This is a genomic window from Vibrio sp. CyArs1, assembly GCF_022432925.1.
Classification (GTDB): domain Bacteria; phylum Pseudomonadota; class Gammaproteobacteria; order Enterobacterales; family Vibrionaceae; genus Vibrio; species Vibrio mediterranei.
Map to the genome: position 1 here is coordinate 114,539 of NZ_JAKRBO010000004.1, position 16,688 is coordinate 131,226.

Annotated in this window: 15 protein-coding genes; all 15 read left to right on the plus strand. The window is 44.3% G+C overall.

Features of this window, described 5'->3' with window-relative positions:
- Positions 1–4: 4 nt before the first annotated feature.
- The gene (gene mshL / locus MMA19_RS13840; RefSeq protein WP_088876672.1) at positions 5–1,678 is read left to right on the plus strand and encodes a pilus (MSHA type) biogenesis protein MshL; all 1,674 of its coding nucleotides are present in this window, start codon (positions 5–7) and stop codon (positions 1,676–1,678) included.
- A gap of 48 nt (positions 1,679–1,726) precedes the next feature.
- Positions 1,727–2,566: an AAA family ATPase gene (locus MMA19_RS13845; protein WP_088876673.1), complete on the plus strand. Its 840-nt coding sequence runs from the start codon at positions 1,727–1,729 to the stop codon at positions 2,564–2,566.
- 2 nt (positions 2,567–2,568) lie between these two features.
- Positions 2,569–3,642: a tetratricopeptide repeat protein gene (locus MMA19_RS13850; protein WP_240206479.1), complete on the plus strand. Its 1,074-nt coding sequence runs from the start codon at positions 2,569–2,571 to the stop codon at positions 3,640–3,642.
- A complete protein-coding gene (locus MMA19_RS13855; RefSeq protein WP_240206480.1) occupies positions 3,632–5,356 on the plus strand; it encodes a GspE/PulE family protein in 1,725 nt (574 codons plus the stop codon). The genes MMA19_RS13850 and MMA19_RS13855 overlap by 11 nt, the downstream gene beginning before the upstream one ends.
- Positions 5,357–5,385: 29 nt before the next feature.
- Positions 5,386–6,609, plus strand: a complete 1,224-nt coding sequence (locus MMA19_RS13860; RefSeq protein WP_240206481.1) for a type II secretion system F family protein — start codon at positions 5,386–5,388, stop codon at positions 6,607–6,609.
- Positions 6,610–6,615: 6 nt separating this feature from the next.
- The gene (locus MMA19_RS13865) at positions 6,616–7,014 is read left to right on the plus strand and encodes a hypothetical protein (protein ID WP_240206482.1); all 399 of its coding nucleotides are present in this window, start codon (positions 6,616–6,618) and stop codon (positions 7,012–7,014) included.
- Between the two features lie 160 nt (positions 7,015–7,174).
- Positions 7,175–7,708 (plus strand): prepilin-type N-terminal cleavage/methylation domain-containing protein, encoded by a 534-nt coding sequence (locus MMA19_RS13870; protein WP_082795477.1) that lies wholly within the window; start codon positions 7,175–7,177, stop codon positions 7,706–7,708.
- 17 nt (positions 7,709–7,725) lie between these two features.
- On the plus strand, positions 7,726–8,202 hold the full coding sequence (locus MMA19_RS13875) for a type II secretion system protein (RefSeq protein ID WP_038229135.1): 477 nt from the start codon (positions 7,726–7,728) through the stop codon (positions 8,200–8,202).
- A 147-nt stretch (positions 8,203–8,349) separates the two neighbouring features.
- Positions 8,350–8,823 carry a prepilin-type N-terminal cleavage/methylation domain-containing protein gene (locus tag MMA19_RS13880; RefSeq protein WP_240206483.1) on the plus strand — a complete coding sequence of 158 codons (474 nt, stop codon included), beginning with the start codon at positions 8,350–8,352 and terminating at the stop codon, positions 8,821–8,823.
- Positions 8,813–9,391 carry a type II secretion system protein gene (locus MMA19_RS13885; protein WP_240206484.1) on the plus strand — a complete coding sequence of 193 codons (579 nt, stop codon included), beginning with the start codon at positions 8,813–8,815 and terminating at the stop codon, positions 9,389–9,391. The genes MMA19_RS13880 and MMA19_RS13885 overlap by 11 nt, the downstream gene beginning before the upstream one ends.
- Positions 9,391–10,119 carry a type II secretion system protein gene (locus MMA19_RS13890; RefSeq protein ID WP_240206485.1) on the plus strand — a complete coding sequence of 243 codons (729 nt, stop codon included), beginning with the start codon at positions 9,391–9,393 and terminating at the stop codon, positions 10,117–10,119. Before MMA19_RS13885 ends, MMA19_RS13890 begins: the two co-directional genes overlap by 1 nt.
- Positions 10,109–10,582 carry a hypothetical protein gene (locus tag MMA19_RS13895; RefSeq protein WP_038222235.1) on the plus strand — a complete coding sequence of 158 codons (474 nt, stop codon included), beginning with the start codon at positions 10,109–10,111 and terminating at the stop codon, positions 10,580–10,582. The genes MMA19_RS13890 and MMA19_RS13895 overlap by 11 nt, the downstream gene beginning before the upstream one ends.
- Complete coding sequence (locus MMA19_RS13900; protein WP_240206486.1) at positions 10,579–14,553, plus strand: DUF6701 domain-containing protein; 3,975 nt, start codon at positions 10,579–10,581, stop codon at positions 14,551–14,553. Before MMA19_RS13895 ends, MMA19_RS13900 begins: the two co-directional genes overlap by 4 nt.
- 151 nt (positions 14,554–14,704) lie before the next feature.
- Positions 14,705–15,748 (plus strand): rod shape-determining protein, encoded by a 1,044-nt coding sequence (locus MMA19_RS13905; RefSeq protein ID WP_006071009.1) that lies wholly within the window; start codon positions 14,705–14,707, stop codon positions 15,746–15,748.
- A 61-nt stretch (positions 15,749–15,809) separates the two neighbouring features.
- Positions 15,810–16,673 carry a rod shape-determining protein MreC gene (gene mreC / locus MMA19_RS13910; protein ID WP_031493049.1) on the plus strand — a complete coding sequence of 288 codons (864 nt, stop codon included), beginning with the start codon at positions 15,810–15,812 and terminating at the stop codon, positions 16,671–16,673.
- The last annotated feature ends 15 nt before the right edge of the window (positions 16,674–16,688 follow it).

Consider the following 16,688-nt stretch of genomic DNA (forward strand, 5'->3'; position numbering starts at 1 on the left):
TATGATGCGTAAGGTAGTAGTCGGTATATGTATCGCAGCATTGGTGGGATGTTCAATGGGACATCGAGATCCGGTTGAAATAAAGCAAAGTCTCAATGAATCGGTGAACAATGCAAATAACAAGAGCCTAGATGAGTTGCCCCCGACGGTGGAAGCCGACCTAATGCCTGAGCTAGACACTCAGGCAGGCTCACATTCGAGCCGAACGCTGAAGCGTTTCCGAGTGCAAGCCAATGGCGTCGAAGCCAAGGCATTTTTCACCAGTTTGGTAAAAGGAACCGAGTACAGCGTGTCTATTCACCCGAGCGTATCGGGTAAAATTACTGCTAACTTGAGCGATGTGACGTTAGATGAAGTGCTGGATAATGTTAGTGACATGTATGGTTATGACATTGAGAAAAAAGGTCGAATCATCCAAGTGTATCCAGCGGGTTTACGCACAGTTTCTATTCCAGTGGATTACTTGCAGTTCAAGCGTTCAGGTCGCTCATTAACCTCGATAACGACCGGAACCATCTCCAGCAGAGATTCGAGCAATAACAACAATAGCAGTAATTCAAACAATAACTCGAGCTCGAACAGCTCAAATTCGAACTCGTCCAGTTCATCAAGCTCAAATAACGTTAATGGTGGCAATAGCAACAATAATGAGCAAGGTGGAACTCGTATTGAAACCACCAGTGAAAGTGATTTCTGGCCTTCGCTTGAGCAAGCGGTAAGTAAGTTGATAGGTACTGGTGACGGTCGCAGTGTGGTGGTTACCCCTCAAGCCAGTTTACTTACTTTACGTGCTTATCCCGATGAAATTCGTCAGGTTAGAGAGTTTTTAGATATGTCGCAGCAGCGACTTCATCGTCAAGTGATTCTGGAAGCAAAGATTCTAGAAGTAACGCTGAGCGACGGTTATCAACAAGGCATCAGCTGGAGCAATATTGGTGCGGCAATTGGTAGTGGTGGTGTGTCTATCTCCCGACCAGCACAAAACCCAGTGCCACCTTTAAATCAGATTGGCACCCTGTTAGGTGGGCAAACCAACGTGACCATTACGGACGGACACTTTGAAGCCGTATTGAGCTTTATGGCGACGCAAGGCGATCTCAATGTCCTTTCTAGTCCTCGAATCACCGCCGCCAACAACCAAAAATCGGTTATCAAAGTGGGTACCGATGAGTACTTCGTTACTGATATCTCAACAGTTATTGGTTCTGGTGAAAATGCCAACGTAGCGCCTCAAGTTGAATTAACACCCTTCTTCTCGGGTATTTCTTTGGACGTGACGCCGCAAATTGATGAAAAAGGTAATGTTCTGCTACATGTTCATCCTGCGGTTATTGAAGTTCAAGAAGAGAAAAAAGAGATAGAAGTGTTAGGGGATTCTATCATTGTGCCGCTAGCGAAAAGCTCTATTCGTGAATCAGATTCTGTTATCCGTGCAGCTGACGGCGACGTTGTGGTGATTGGTGGACTGATGAAATCGGCAACCACTGAAATGGTCTCTAAAGTGCCATATCTTGGGGATATCCCTGCACTGGGACACTTGTTTAGAAATACGCAAAACGTGACGGAAAAAACAGAGTTGGTCATCTTGCTACGTCCGACTGTTGTTGGTGTGAATACATGGCAGAAAGAAGTTGAGCGTTCTCGTGACTTACTTAACGAGTGGTTCCCAGAAGATTAAAAGGCTTAGGGCTTGACGTTTGAGTTGAAGCGATTGGAACGATAAACGGTGTACTTAGACTATTTCGGATTTGAGCAATACCCATTTGCGCTGACGCCCAATACTGCGCTGTTTTTTGGTCTGTCGCCGCATTATGAGGCGATACAGACTGTGACGGCGGGCGTGGCACTTGGTGAAGGAGTCCTCAAAGTCACGGGCGAAGTAGGTACTGGAAAAACCTTAGTCTGCCGAATGTTAATCAAACAGCTCGAGGCTGATTACAGCTTAGTTTATCTGCCCAATCCGGTGTTGTCCGGTGCCGAGTTAAGAATTGCTATTGCTAAAGAACTTGGCATAGAGCAAAGCCAGCAACATACGTTGCTCGAAGATATTCAGAAAAAACTTATCGAAGCCAAACAGTCGAAGCGACCAGTAGTAGCTTTGATTGATGAAGCTCAGGCCTTATCTGATGAAGCACTAGAGACGCTTCGTTTATTAGGAAATCTAGAAACCGAAGACAGCAAATTGATGCACTTAGTGCTGTTTGGGCAGCCTGAATTGGATACGCGACTTGAACAGCATCACCTAAGGCAATTTAGACAGCGAATCACCTTCAGCGCCACATTACGTACTATGGCAAAAGCTGAGTGTTTTGCTTATGTCCAACAGAGAACGATGAGCGCTGGACGTGAGGAACATCTGTTCAGTCATCATCAACTCGCTGCCATTTGGCGAGCAAGTAAAGGCGTTCCAAGATTGGTGCACCAAATTTGCCATAAAACACTGTTGTTAGCGTTTGGTGACAACAGCCAGCAGGTATTAAACCGCCACTTGTATCTGGCGATAAAAGATACTTTTGATGCCACCAAGCCGATATTCAAATACCCAGTACTCTGGGGATGGAAATAACTATGAGTGCGATTAATAAAGCCTTATCAAATCTGACTAGTAAACCCAATAATTCTCACGTGAATATTGAGCAAGCTGTAATACCCAAAGTGAGGAATACCTCTCCCATTGTGTGGATTGGGGTTGGAGTCTTAGTCAGTTTAGCGATGGGAAGCTGGGCGTTTTCTACGGCAAATACGTCACCTTCTATGAGTGTACCTCAAGAAGGTGCACGCTCTTTAGCGCAGTCTCGTGCTCAATTAAACTCACCGACAGCGAATTTAGGCTCCGCTTCTTCTGCTGTGTTCGACTTACCAAATGCAAAGCTGACTGATAATAAACGTGTATCGCTAGTCAAAGACCAGTCAAAAGCTGTCACTACGATGGCAGATACGCACGTGTTGCCGTCCTCTGCTGAACCTATTCTGTTAGCCCAACTATCTCCAAATAAAGCTGAGCCTCAAGCCAATGGTGGAGAGATGGTGGTTGAGCAAGTAGAACTCAGCTCGGAACAGTTAGCGGAAAAAGCCATTCAACGAGCCAAGAAATCGATTGATGCCAATGATATTAATGGTGCACTTGAGAATTATACCGCTGCACTTAGGTACGCTCCGGAAAATGAGCAAGTGAGACAACGATTGTCGGCGCTCTACTACGGTAAAGGTCAGACCCGAAAATCGTATGAACTTTTGCAAGAAGGGATTAATCGTAACCCTTCTGGTGAAAGGTTACGTTTGGCGTTAACGAAATTGCTTATCAAGGAGAATCAGCAGGAGGCTGCCCTCACGCCGTTGGTTTATCTGCCTGAGTATCCATCGATTGAATACTTATCACTCAGAGCCGGTCTCGCGCAGCGAAATAAACAAGCCGATATGGCCTATCAAAGCTATGAGTTGCTTACCCAACAAGACGGTGAAAATGCTCGTTGGTGGATGGGGCTTGCTATTCAGCAGGAGCGTAAAATGGAGTTTTCACTGGCTAAAAACTCTTATGAAAACGCGCTCGAAAAGATAGGTGTTTCAAGCCAATCGAAAGCATTTATTCGCGACAGACTTAAGGTCATAGAAAGCCTCGAAGGAAGTAATGATGCAAATTAAACTTCGTAAACGTCTCGGTGATCTACTGGTTGAAGAAGGCATTATCAGTGAACAGCAGCTACAGCAGGCTTTGTCGATTCAGCGTAATACAGGCCGAAAACTTGGTGCAACATTGATAGAGCTGGCTGCCCTGTCTGAACAGCAGATGCTAACGTTTTTGTCGCAGCAATTAGCTTTACCATTGATCGATTTAAGTCGGGCACAAGTCGATGTGGATGCGGTTCAGCTTCTTCCTGAAGTTCATGCAAGACGCTTGCGAGCACTTGTGATTGGTCGTCTAGACGATACATTACGAGTCGCGATGAGCGATCCTGCGGATCTTTTTGTTCAGGAATCGTTGTTAAACCAACTTGGTCAATACGCTATCGAGTTTGTTATTGCCCCCGAAAAGCAATTGCTTGACGGTTTTGACCGCTACTATCGCCGTACCAAAGAAATCGCTTCATTTGCAGAGCAGCTTCATGCTGAGCATCAGGCGACGGATGTTTTTGACTTCAATATTGAAGAAGATGAAAGCGAAGAGGTGACGGTGGTTAAGCTGATTAACTCTTTGTTTGAAGACGCCATTCAAGTAGGTGCTTCTGATATTCATATTGAGCCAGATGCCGACGTGTTGCGTCTTAGACAGCGTATTGATGGCGTGTTACATGAGACGTTATTAAATGAAGTGAATGTTGCGCCAGCAATGGTATTGCGACTGAAGCTTATGGCAAATTTGGATATTTCGGAAAAGCGTCTACCTCAAGATGGCCGATTTAATATTAGAGCCAAAGGACAATCGGTTGATATTCGTATGTCGACTATGCCCGTTGAACATGGCGAATCTGTGGTCATGCGTCTGCTCAACCAATCAACAGGTGTCAGAAGGCTTGAAGAGTCGGGGATTCCAAATGATCTGCTGATTAAATTGCGAAAGCAGTTGCGTCGCCCTCATGGAATGATCTTGGTCACTGGACCAACGGGGTCCGGCAAAACCACGACTTTATATGGTGCGCTGACGGAGTTAAATAGTCCTGGAAAAAAGATCATTACTGCAGAAGATCCGGTTGAATATCGTTTGCCTCGACTCAATCAGGTTCAAGTAAACCCAAAAATTAATTTGGATTTTTCATCGATCCTGAGAACTTTCCTGCGCCAAGATCCCGATATCATTCTTGTTGGCGAGATGCGTGACCAAGAAACCGTGGAAATTGGTTTGCGTGCTGCATTAACCGGGCACTTGGTTCTTACAACCTTGCATACTAATGATTCTGTCGATAGTGCTTTACGCATGATGGATATGGGGGCTCCAGGGTACTTAGTTGCTAGTGCCGTAAGAGCAGTCATTGCCCAACGTTTAGTGAGAAGAATTTGCCCCGATTGCAAACGTGAGCATCCAACTGATGAGCATGTAAAGCAATGGCTGATGACTCGCTTCCCTAATCAAACGGAGATGACCTTCCATAAAGGGCAGGGGTGCCAAAACTGTAATCTAACCGGCTATCGAGGACGGATAGGCGTATTTGAAATGCTGGAACTCGATCAAGGAATGATGGACGCCTTACGGGCGAATGATGCTGTACTGTTCTCACAGCGAGCTAGAGCCTCGAAAGAATATAAACCCTTGCTCGCGTCCGCAATGGAACTCGCAATTCAAGGAACCGTCAGCCTAGATGAAGTGATGGCACTGGGTGAAGGGGATGCTTCCGGTAGCATCGAACCTATTTACATTTAGTTTGATGGTTTATAGCTAGAGATAAGACAATGCCAACCTATCGTTATAAAGGGCGCAATCTTGATGGTTCAGAGATTTCTGGTCATCTAGAGTCTGCCAATGAAGAAACTGCGGCGGAGATTTTGATCTCTCGTGGGGTGATTCCAACGTCGATCTCACAAGGTGGTAAGTCAACGTCATTTAGTGACAGCCTAAGTGTATTGATAGCGCCGGCGGTACCTTTAGAAGTGCTGGTTATTTTCTGTCGTCAGTTGTTCAGTTTAACGAAAGCTGGTGTGCCATTGTTACGCTCCATGAAGGGCCTGACGCAAAACTGCACCAACAAGCAGCTGAAATACGCATTGGAAGAAGTCGTTAATGAACTAACTAATGGGCGTAACTTATCGAGTTGTATGCAGCTTCATCCTCGCGTGTTTAGTCCACTTTTTGTTTCCATGATTGCTGTGGGTGAAAATACGGGACGTTTAGACCAAGCATTAGAGCAATTGGCTGCCTATTATGAGCAAGAAGTCGAAACTCGTAAGCGTATTAAGGCGGCAATGCGCTACCCAACGTTCGTGTTGACCTTTATCGTTGCCGCGTTGTTTGTACTGAATATCAAAGTTATCCCTCAGTTTGCTGATATGTTTGCCAGGTTTGGCGTCGATCTTCCTCTTCCCACTCGTATTCTGATTACTACCTCGAATTTCTTCGTCGGTTATTGGCCGCTGTTATTGGGTGCGATAGCTGGCAGTTTGTTTGCATTTCGTGCTTGGCTTGCTACGGCCGCGGGTAGGGAAAAGTGGGATCATATTAAGTTGAGGCTGCCTATTGTCGGCGGCATTGTAAATCGTGCTCAACTTTCACGTTTCTCAAGAACATTTGCTCTTATGCTTCGTGCTGGTGTGCCTTTGAATCAGTCATTGGCGTTATCGGCTGAAGCAATAGACAACAAATATTTGGAAAACCGCATTATGGAAATGAAGGCGGCTATTGAGGCCGGAAGCACGGTGTCTTCAACTGCTATTAATGCCAATATTTTCACGCTGCTTGTTATTCAGATGATCTCTGTCGGAGAGGAAACGGGTCGTATTGATGAGCTTCTGTTAGAAGTTTCGGATTTTTACGATCGAGAAGTTGATTATGATCTGAAGACCCTAACCGCCAGAATTGAGCCGATTTTGCTCACTGTGGTTGCTGGAATGGTATTAATACTGGCTCTTGGCATTTTCCTGCCTATGTGGGGCATGCTCGATGCCATGAAAGGAATGTAACGAGCGATGGCTATCAAAAGTGTCTTTTTCCAAAGAGATGCGCTGCGCTGGCTAATTTGGAGTTGTGTGATTCTAGCGCTTGTAGGGTTTTTCTTATCTACGGTGAATCGTAATCAAGAAAAAATCACCCGTACGCAAGCGGTAGTGATCGGCAAAGTTATGCAACAGCGCATTAATGAATTGCATCAAGCTTGGCTAATAGAGAAGCAACCAAATTATCTACAAGTTGATAATACCGTCGTAAAATTTGACCAAACCGGTTGGATTACCCTATCAAATAATGAAAATAGAAACTGTAACTACTTGTTATCAATACTTTACAACGATGCGGATTCTATAAAACACAATCTATTTATAAAATCAGAGCAAATTGATAAAAAAACTATAGTTGTGTATACGGTATAAATACTGATATTGAAATTAAAGCAATTAAAATTAAAAACTTGCATATGGAAGTCATTTTTTTGACTTGAGTAAAAAAATTGACGTTAATGCTTTGTAATAATTATTCAACTAGTTATAATTTGGGCAGAAAATCACACTTTTGATATAAATGGATCAAATAATGAAAAAAGCTCAAGGTTTTACACTAGTCGAGTTAGTCGTGGTTATTGTGGTATTAGGCCTACTGGCAGTAGCGGCTCTACCACGATTTGTTGATGTAACAGAAAGCGCAAAAGAATCTAGCGTTGAAGCGGTTGCTGGTGGTTTTGCAACTGGTGTGTTATCAGCTCGCGCGCAATGGGAAGCTAATGGCCGAACTAAGTCAGGTATAAATAACTACGTTGATTACGATGGCACTCGTTTCTGGTTAACTCGCTCGGAAGATGGCACAACAGGCTTCCGTGATGGTTACCCTAGTAATACTAACGCTAACAATAGCAACAACGTAAATGTCGAAGCGTGCGTATTCCTGATGGAGAACTTACTGCAAAACTCTCCAGCGGTTGAGCAGTATACAAACAGTCCTTCAAAAGGCACTAAGTACTTAGCGCAGGCAGTAAGCAGCACTAAATGTCGCTATACACAAAACGAAAGTAACCGTCATTACTTCGAGTACGATATTCGTACCGGTAAAGTTACTGTTGAACTTAAATAAGTTGTAGGAATATAAAAATGAAAAGACAAAGTGGTTTCACGCTAATTGAAATGGTCGTGGTGATCGTTATTTTGGGTATTCTTGCAGTAACTGCAGCACCTCGTTTTTTAAATCTACAAGGTGATGCCCGCGAATCATCTCTTAATGGTTTAAAAGGTGCTATTTCTGGCGCAAATGGCATTGTTTACGGCAAAGCAGCAGTAGAAGGCGTTGAGCAGCAAGCAGCGGCCACCATTAATGCAGGTACAAATGAAGCAGTAACGGTTGCATTTGGTTACCCAACTGCTGATGCAGCTGGCCTTGTAAGTGCAGTAGATGGCTTGCAACAAGATTGGATGTTTGCGACTCGTCGTGACGCGCTAATTGCTACCTTTGATGATGGTTCAAATGCTAACTTCCGTACGATTCGCCAATCTAACTGTTTTGTAAGATACGACGAATCAACTCAAGCGGGTACAGCACCTAGAGTAACCGTTGATGCGTCAGGTTGCTAATTAGCCAAGACGCAAAAAGGTCAGCTCCGGCTGGCCTTTTTTGTGTTGTGATAGGTATTCTGATTTTTAACGATTTCTAATGATAGATAGATGAGTTAGTACTGTCCTTTTGTATATTATTTATCAATCATTTTCGCAGGTACTACTATGTTAATCCCACAACGTAAGTTATCCGGATTTACGCTAATCGAACTGATCGTAGTGATCGTTTTAGTTTCGATTGTGTCGGTAGTGGCTGCGAGTCGATTTGTAAACCGTTCTGGCTTTTCTGTGATTGCAGCACAAGAGCAAGCTATTGCGATTACTCAGCAAATACAGCTTGGGCGAATGCAATCCAATATCAGCGATATCGGTGAGCTCAATAGCCGCTACCAACTGGCGATTAAAGATGGTTGTTTTGGCTCTCGGTACAGTTGCACTCTTGTGAACCCTGAAGAGCAATCGGACTATTTAGCGTTGGATAACATTCAGGTCTCTGCTCCCACTAGCTTGCTGAATTTTGACTTACTTGGTCGTCCAGTATGTGAATCTTGTACTTACCCCATGACGATTCAATTCACTCAATTTAGTGAATCGGCATCCATTTGTATTAATTCAGAAGGTTTTGTCGATGCGTGCTAGAAAAATGAGTCAAGGAATGACGCTGATCGAAAGCGTACTTGCCATAGTGATCTTGGCCATCGCTTTGATTACATTGACGAGCTTCTTATTCCCTAGTGTGCAGAAAAGCGCATTACCGCACTACCAAGTACGAGCCGCTTCATTAGGACAAGCGGTATTGAACCAGATATTAGCTGTGAGTTTTGATGAGCAGAGCGATCGTAACGGCAGTCTATGGCGTTGCGATGAACTTGATAAGCAATGCACATTACCCGCTTCATTAGGTCCGGACAAGAACGAGCAGCCCGCCTTCTATAATGATATCGATGACTATATAGGCTGCTGGTACGGTGCCAACGCCCAGCAGCAGTGCCAGCAAGGCTTATCTATTACAAGACTTCTCGGTGGTGATGAGCAAGACGACTACCGCAATTTTGTCGTTAATATTCTGGTTAGCTACGACTACGATAACGCACTCAGTGGTCAAGTAACTCCGCATCAAACAAGCTCGTTCAAAAAGATCATTGTCCGTGTGTCAGCGAGTAATTTCACCGAGTATGAGTTTGTTGCGTATAAGGGGAATTACTAATGTCATTCTCCGTTAAGCAATCAGGCGGTTTTACCTTACTAGAAATGATCATCACCATGGTGGTGGTTGGAATTCTGTTTTTAGGAATTGCTGGTTTTGTCGAGTTTGGTGCCCGTGGTTATGTGGATTCAGTAGCGCGCACTAAAATCCAGAACCAAGCACAGTTTGTTATTGAGAAAATGTCCCGTGAGCTTAGGCACGCCGTCCCCAACAGCATTCAAACCTCTTTGAACGGTCAATGTGTCTCATTTTATCCAATAACCTTTTCCGGCTTTTATCATTTGGATGAGAAGTTAGGAAAAACTGAGTTTGTGGTGGGTAACATTAACCAATATCCCCATAAATTTGCCAATACCGAAAGGTTGATCATTAATCCAAGTCGACAGCAAGATCTTGAAGGTCGTCGAGCGATAAGTTTGGCAGGGGTCAGCTCTGTGGTCGAAGCACGATATTTTACGTTAAATCAACTACCAGAACAGAACTCGGTTGGGCAGCGTTTGTATATCTACAATTCAGCAAACAAGGTCGATTATTGCATTACCACGTCTGGTCAGATAGAGCGAAACGGTATTCGTGTTGCCACCAATATCGAACCAGTAAAAAGCAGTTTTACTCACCTGGAAGCGTCACTACTTCGCTCAGCTTTAGTTCGTCTAAATCTAGTATTTAATCAAGCGGGAGAAGCGTCTAACTTCCAACATGATGTACAGGTGCTCAATGTCCCCTAGAAAACGTTCACAGCAAGGGAGTGTCTACATCGTTGCCATTTTTGTTGTGGTGGTAATGGGTATGTTGGCAATGAATCTCAATAGAATTCAATGGTCAAGTAACGAGACGCTATCACGTGAGTTGATTGGTACCAAAGCTTGGTTTTTGGCGAACTCTGGTGTTGAGTGGGCGTTGACGCAGCTCTATCCATTAAATGAATCGAGTCTAACAGAAGAGCTAGAAATCAGATGTAACCAGCTTCAACCATCGTCATCTGTAGCAATGTCTTATTTAATTTCTCAAGTGGGTATTAACTGCCGTAGCCTTTCAGTTCAGTGTGAAACGGTTAATGGTGGCGACCTAGAACTTATTCCAAAACAGCTCAGCTATTTTAAAATTACCAGCACGGCAATATGCGGAGATGGACAAGGGTTTGATATTCAGCGTCAGCAAGAAGCTTGGGTAAAAGGATTCTCTGAATGAAGCAATTGATCGTTCTATTTATTAGCTTGTTCGTCGTAGCAAATAGTTATGCAATAGAATATTGCGACTACTTTCCAGAATCAGTTCAAACTAACTATCGCCAAGATGGTTACCCTTACGTCTCTCAAGTGGACTTTTCGGGGCATGACCAGACGCTTATTTTTGATGTGGATGGTTTTAAAATGCCATTCAATTATCTAGCGAACAGTCCAGCTCATAGCGGTACAGCGGCCCATTGTTACTATCCAAATGCTCCAACTGATAGTTGTGCAGTGAACCCAACTAATCATGCGCCCACTTTACCAGTTGATTTACCTGCCTTTCCTACGAACCTTGAACCCTCAAGTTGTAGTGATAAGCACTGCTCATTGCCAAGTGGTAGTAAAGTGCAATCTATAACGATGAGGCAAGGTAAGACTCTTACATTAGAAGGAGGGGAGATTTGGATTGGCTCGTTGACCTTGGAGCATGCAGCAAAAATCAAAGTGAGTGCGCCAACAATCCTGCACTACCGCCAGTTCTACATAAGTGGCCATTCACATATCAATAAAGATGGCGCAATAACTGATCTTATTTTAATTGGACACGGCTCTAACGCGGCTATCAATCTGACGAATCACAATAAGATCTCTGCTGCCCTATACGTAGATCCATCTAGTTTTCAAAAGGGGTTTAGGGTAAGCGGTGAGCACAACGATCTTAATATGAATATTACGGTCAATCATATGTCGGTCACAGGTAAGAAGAATACCTTTAATTTACCTAAGTTGTGCGATGACACACCACCCCCACCTGAGTTTAAGCTTGATCTTTGCCCCTATTTCAAAGAAGAAGTGCAGACTACCCTTTATGACACATCTGGATCGCCACAAGGGCTTCTGAACGTGAATAGTGAATATGACGATGATAGAGACGAATGGTTTGATGATTTTGATGTCAACGCTATCGTTTTACCGCGCAATAACACTGGCCTCGCGTTCTCTCGCTTTACTAATAACAGCACTTATGGCGGCTGCTTTTATACGTCTTCATCCATTGGTTTACGTGGCTTTGGTTGGCAAAACTGTCAAGTGGAGCCCACGAAGAGCTTTGAAAACTATCCACCGCAATTGGATGATTTTCCAGGTGGTGACTATTCGAGCGACTTTAAGTGTAAAGACGGCAAAATATGTCATTTGAAATGGACTAATAATAAGATCAAGAAGTTAGAGGTTAAAGATGACGGTAAGCTTATTATTGACTCTGGCGAGTATTGGGTTAATGAGCATATACATCTGGAAGATGCGGAGATCCAACTGATCAATGGGCCAGTTAAGATCAATTATCGAGGAATAAAAGCAAACGGAGAGCTGTATCCACCTCACTTCAAAGATGAGCTAAAAATCAATACATTAGGAAACAGTGAAGATTTACTTTTTGTCGGGCATGGCGCGGGCAGTGACATTGAAATAGAGAGTGAAGACTCTGTTATCAAAGCCTATTTTTATGTCCCTCCTGAAGCTGCTACTGTCGGAACGCGAGGTTTCTTAGTCAATGGTGAAGACAACTACATCTTTGGTGGGGTTGCTGCTCCAAATGTGACGCTTGGTGAGCGTGACTATGATGATCGGAAACGACATAAAGACAGAGATGATAACGATATTGAAGGTGAAGGTAATGTGTTGTTTGCGCGTATTCCTGCGCAATGTAAAGCGCCACCACCAAGTCAAGACTACTATTTGGAACTAGAGCCATTAAAAGGTATCGCATTGAGTTGTGAAACCCAACGAGTCACGTTTAATGTGGTAGATAAGTACGGTAAGCCTATTGAAGACTACACCAAAGGCGTCAGAATTACAGCGCCTGCCTCTGCCACAATGCAATTGATAGAAGGGGTTCGTATTAGCGAGGGGCTATACAACCCAAGTACTAACGGCCGGGTTATATTTGATGTGAGTAGCCAACATATCGAACAGCTCAGCGTGTCCGGTGAATTGGTGGAGAGTGCGAACAATACGCTTGTGACAGGTAACTACGAGTTTACGGCAAACAAGTTTGAATTTACGCCGCAAGCGTCTAGTTTGATTGCTGGAAAATCGGCAACGCTCGAAGTACGCCCTGTGACCTGTAATGTAACGCGTTCAGGTCTGTCCCAAGTTGTAGCGGCAAAAAACTATTCTGGAGTGCAAAACGTTAATATTGCAGCGACACGTTATCTAGAACCCAAATCTCCAACAGTACAGGCATCAGTTAAAGTCAAAGCTGCACAGAGTAATGATTTTGTGCCAATTCCAGTGACGGATCTCGCACTAGATTTTTCTCATGGCAGCAGCACCCCTGATGCTGGTCGCAGTGCTTTGATGGATATTCAGTACGATGAAGCTGGGCGAGTTTCTTTTGAGTTATCTCAGACGCGTTGTGTCAATGAGAGTGAGCATAACCCTTCAGACCAACAAGGTGCGGACGCCGCGAAGCAATGCGTCACATATAAAGGAGTTCACGAGCTAAAAGTAAGGCCGTGGACGTTCGCGATCTGTGATGCATCAAACTACCAATTAGCATTAGATGGTACTTCATCTCAAGGCAGTGGCTATAAAGCAGCAGGGGAACGCTTTAACCTAGATGCCGTTCCAATTCGATGGCAGAAAAATGGCGCGACTCAAGGTGAAATTCCGATATTGCCATCCTTTTGCCAGTCGCAATTTATCACCAAAAATTACTTCGATAATGATGCGCCTGTCTCCAGTGTTTTACTCACTGCCACTGAGAACACGCCTGCAGTTAGACCTGTCGACGAAAGATTCCCTATTAAAATGGATGGTGAGGACGGGTCAACATTTGTTCGTAGTAATCGAGGTAGTAATGGTGCGTTGCCATTTTACGCTCTCTATTGGGAAGACGTCGGAAGTCTTCTAGTACAGACTCAAAGTCAATCGAACTATTTGGGGATGGTAATCAATCCAAGTAGCCGTAGTATCGGCCGCTTCTATCCTCATCATCTTGCTATGGTCTCCAATCAATGGGGCTATGAGTCAGGGCATTCAGGGTTTGCATATATGGGCCAACCAATAAAACCAAGCTTTGTTGTGGAGGCGCGTAATCTAGAAAAATCACCTACCCCTAACTATGGTTATTTTGCCTCCAATTTGATAGTGACCTTAAATCATGTTGCTGCCAATGAAAGTGGTGATAGTTACTTACCGAGAATAAGTGCGACGGCAACGAGTTGGGATAGTGAAGCTTGGAAGTGCGATTCTACTGACTTGTCATGCAGCACTTCACGAGCTCGACTTGAGGCTAGCTTTGGTGATTATGTTTTCTCTAAACGTTATCAACTGGATGGTGTTACCTCGATAAAAGAACTGCCTGTTAAAGGGCACTTTGGGGTACAGTCTAATTTAGTTGACGGTGTAGATTTTGAAAGCCCTTCTTTAACCGTAAATGGTACCAACGCGAAAGCGTTCCCAATACAACCCGAGTTTCGTTATGGCCGTATGGTGATAGATAACGTTGGTGGCGATTTGACAACGGACATCAATATCCCTTTGAGAACAGAATATTGGACTGAGACTGGGTTTGTGCTCAATGATGAAGACAGTGGTTCTGTATTCAATGGTAAGCACTACTGCCGGCAGATCTTGTGGTCAGGTCAGCTAGAGACGGATGCAAAGCTGTTTAATAAAGACGGCAATACTATAACCACAGAAGATGCTGCCATCAGCCAAGGTAGCAGCAGCCAACTCTTTGCAAGCAACAATAGGATTCGCGAACAAGTTAATTTGTGGTTAAGGCTTGATCAAAGTGCCCCAATTAAACTGAACCAAAACGATAGTGCTGTTAAGTGTTTTGACAGTAATGCCGGTCGTTCTTGGTTGAGATATAACTGGCGCGGTGTGGGTGATGAAGATCCACATGCTGTAGTGACCTTCGGATCACATAGAGGAAATGATAGAGTCATTTATCGAGGTGAGCCACGCCTTATCGGACAATAAATCCTGTGAATTTTTTGCGTTAAGTAAGGAAACTGTAAGAAAATGCGGGTTTCACCCCATGTTTCTGCTTCAATACCTTGCTGTGATGGCAAGGCATTGGTACATTTAGTGCAATTTTTGTCTTCTCATTCTTGCAGGACGAGCGAAGAATATGTTTAAAAAACTGCGTGGCATGTTTTCTAACGACCTATCGATAGATCTAGGTACTGCCAACACACTGATTTATGTAAAAGGACAGGGTATCGTCCTTGACGAGCCTTCTGTAGTAGCAATCCGCCAAGATCGTGCGGGTTCAGCCAAAAGCGTTGCGGCGGTAGGCCATGCAGCGAAGCAGATGCTAGGTCGAACGCCTGGTAATATTTCTGCGATTCGTCCAATGAAAGATGGCGTTATTGCTGACTTCTATGTGACCGAAAAAATGCTTCAGCACTTTATCAAACAAGTGCACGACAACAGCGTTCTTAAACCAAGCCCACGTGTTCTAGTTTGTGTCCCTTGCGGTTCAACACAAGTAGAGCGTCGTGCTATCCGTGAGTCTGCACTGGGTGCAGGTGCTCGTGAAGTGTATTTGATCGATGAACCTATGGCTGCTGCTATTGGTGCAGGTCTACGCGTCTCTGAGCCAACAGGTTCTATGGTTGTTGATATCGGTGGTGGTACAACAGAAGTTGCGGTTATCTCACTTAACGGTGTGGTTTACTCTTCTTCAGTACGTATCGGCGGTGACCGATTTGACGAAGCGGTTATCAACTATGTGCGCCGAAACTACGGCAGCTTGATTGGTGAAGCGACTGCTGAGAAGATCAAGCACGAAATCGGTTCTGCGTATCCAGGTGATACGGTTGAAGAGATTGAAGTACGTGGTCGTAACCTTGCAGAAGGTGTGCCTCGTAGCTTTAGCCTAAACTCAAATGAAATTCTAGAAGCGTTGCAAGAGCCATTAACTGGTATTGTATCGGCAGTGATGGTTGCGCTTGAGCAATGTCCGCCAGAACTTGCTTCTGATATTTCTGAAAACGGTATGGTACTAACAGGTGGCGGTGCACTGCTACGCGATCTAGACCGATTGCTCACTGAAGAAACTGGTATCCCTGTTGTTATCGCTGAAGACCCACTAACATGTGTGGCTCGTGGTGGCGGTAAAGCTCTAGAAATGATCGACATGCATGGTGGCGATCTATTTACAGAAGAATAATGGTTTCACTCTAGTTTTGGTGTGGCACTGAAACTAGAGTCCACATCAGGATTATGAGTACATGAAACCAATATTTGGTCGAGGTCCTTCTTTACAACTTCGGTTATTTCTTGCTGTTACTTTATCAGCCGGCTTAATGCTGGCTGATAGTCGTTTAGATACATTCTCAAATTTCCGTTACTTATTAAACAGTGCAGTCGCACCGATTCAGTATGCCGCGAACCTTCCTCGTACCATGTTTGATGGCGTCTATGAAAGGCTAAATACTCGACAAGGTCTAGCCGAGCAAAACGTAAACTTAAAACGCGAAGTGTTGCGCCTTAAAAGTGACTTGATTTTGCTTGATCAATACCGTGAAGAGAACCAGCGTTTTCGTGAGCTTTTGGGCTCATCTTTCGTCCGAGATGAAAAGAAGATGGTGACAGAGGTGATGGCTGTGGACACGTCACCATATCGTCACCAAGTGGTGATTGATAAAGGTCGTATCGACGGTGTTTACGAAGGTCAGCCGGTTATTAATGAAAATGGTATCGTTGGTCAAGTGACCTTCGTTGGCGCTCACAACAGCCGTATTATGCTACTGACAGACTCTAACAGCGCAATACCAGTGCAAGTCATTCGTAACGATATTCGAGTTATTGCATCAGGCAATGGGTCTATCGATGAGATTCAACTAGAGCACATTCCAACAAGTACTGACATTCAGAAAGATGACCTGTTGGTGACCTCTGGTCTGGGTGGAATCTATCCCGAAGGCTATCCAGTTGCTCATGTTAAATCGGTACAACGAGACAATCGACGAGAGTTTGCCAGCATTATTGCGGAGCCCGTGGTCGACTTTGATCGACTGCGATACTTACTGTTGATTTGGCCGAGTAATGATAGACAGCAACAAGCGGTTGAAGAGACGCTGAACGCGCAATAAAGGATTCTTATACTA

What these genes read in the sequence shown, in the direction of transcription:
- mshL (WP_088876672.1), top strand. Translation starts at nt 5, where the DNA reads ATGCGTAAGGTAGTAGTCGGTATATGTATCGCAGCATTGGTGGGATGT.
- MMA19_RS13850 (WP_240206479.1), top strand. Translation starts at nt 2,569, where the DNA reads ATGAGTGCGATTAATAAAGCCTTATCAAATCTGACTAGTAAACCCAAT.
- MMA19_RS13855 (WP_240206480.1), top strand. Translation starts at nt 3,632, where the DNA reads ATGCAAATTAAACTTCGTAAACGTCTCGGTGATCTACTGGTTGAAGAA.
- MMA19_RS13860 (WP_240206481.1), top strand. Translation starts at nt 5,386, where the DNA reads ATGCCAACCTATCGTTATAAAGGGCGCAATCTTGATGGTTCAGAGATT.
- MMA19_RS13865 (WP_240206482.1), top strand. Translation starts at nt 6,616, where the DNA reads ATGGCTATCAAAAGTGTCTTTTTCCAAAGAGATGCGCTGCGCTGGCTA.
- MMA19_RS13870 (WP_082795477.1), top strand. Translation starts at nt 7,175, where the DNA reads ATGAAAAAAGCTCAAGGTTTTACACTAGTCGAGTTAGTCGTGGTTATT.
- MMA19_RS13875 (WP_038229135.1), top strand. Translation starts at nt 7,726, where the DNA reads ATGAAAAGACAAAGTGGTTTCACGCTAATTGAAATGGTCGTGGTGATC.
- MMA19_RS13880 (WP_240206483.1), top strand. Translation starts at nt 8,350, where the DNA reads ATGTTAATCCCACAACGTAAGTTATCCGGATTTACGCTAATCGAACTG.
- MMA19_RS13885 (WP_240206484.1), top strand. Translation starts at nt 8,813, where the DNA reads ATGCGTGCTAGAAAAATGAGTCAAGGAATGACGCTGATCGAAAGCGTA.
- MMA19_RS13890 (WP_240206485.1), top strand. Translation starts at nt 9,391, where the DNA reads ATGTCATTCTCCGTTAAGCAATCAGGCGGTTTTACCTTACTAGAAATG.
- MMA19_RS13895 (WP_038222235.1), top strand. Translation starts at nt 10,109, where the DNA reads ATGTCCCCTAGAAAACGTTCACAGCAAGGGAGTGTCTACATCGTTGCC.
- MMA19_RS13900 (WP_240206486.1), top strand. Translation starts at nt 10,579, where the DNA reads ATGAAGCAATTGATCGTTCTATTTATTAGCTTGTTCGTCGTAGCAAAT.
- MMA19_RS13905 (WP_006071009.1), top strand. Translation starts at nt 14,705, where the DNA reads ATGTTTAAAAAACTGCGTGGCATGTTTTCTAACGACCTATCGATAGAT.
- mreC (WP_031493049.1), top strand. Translation starts at nt 15,810, where the DNA reads ATGAAACCAATATTTGGTCGAGGTCCTTCTTTACAACTTCGGTTATTT.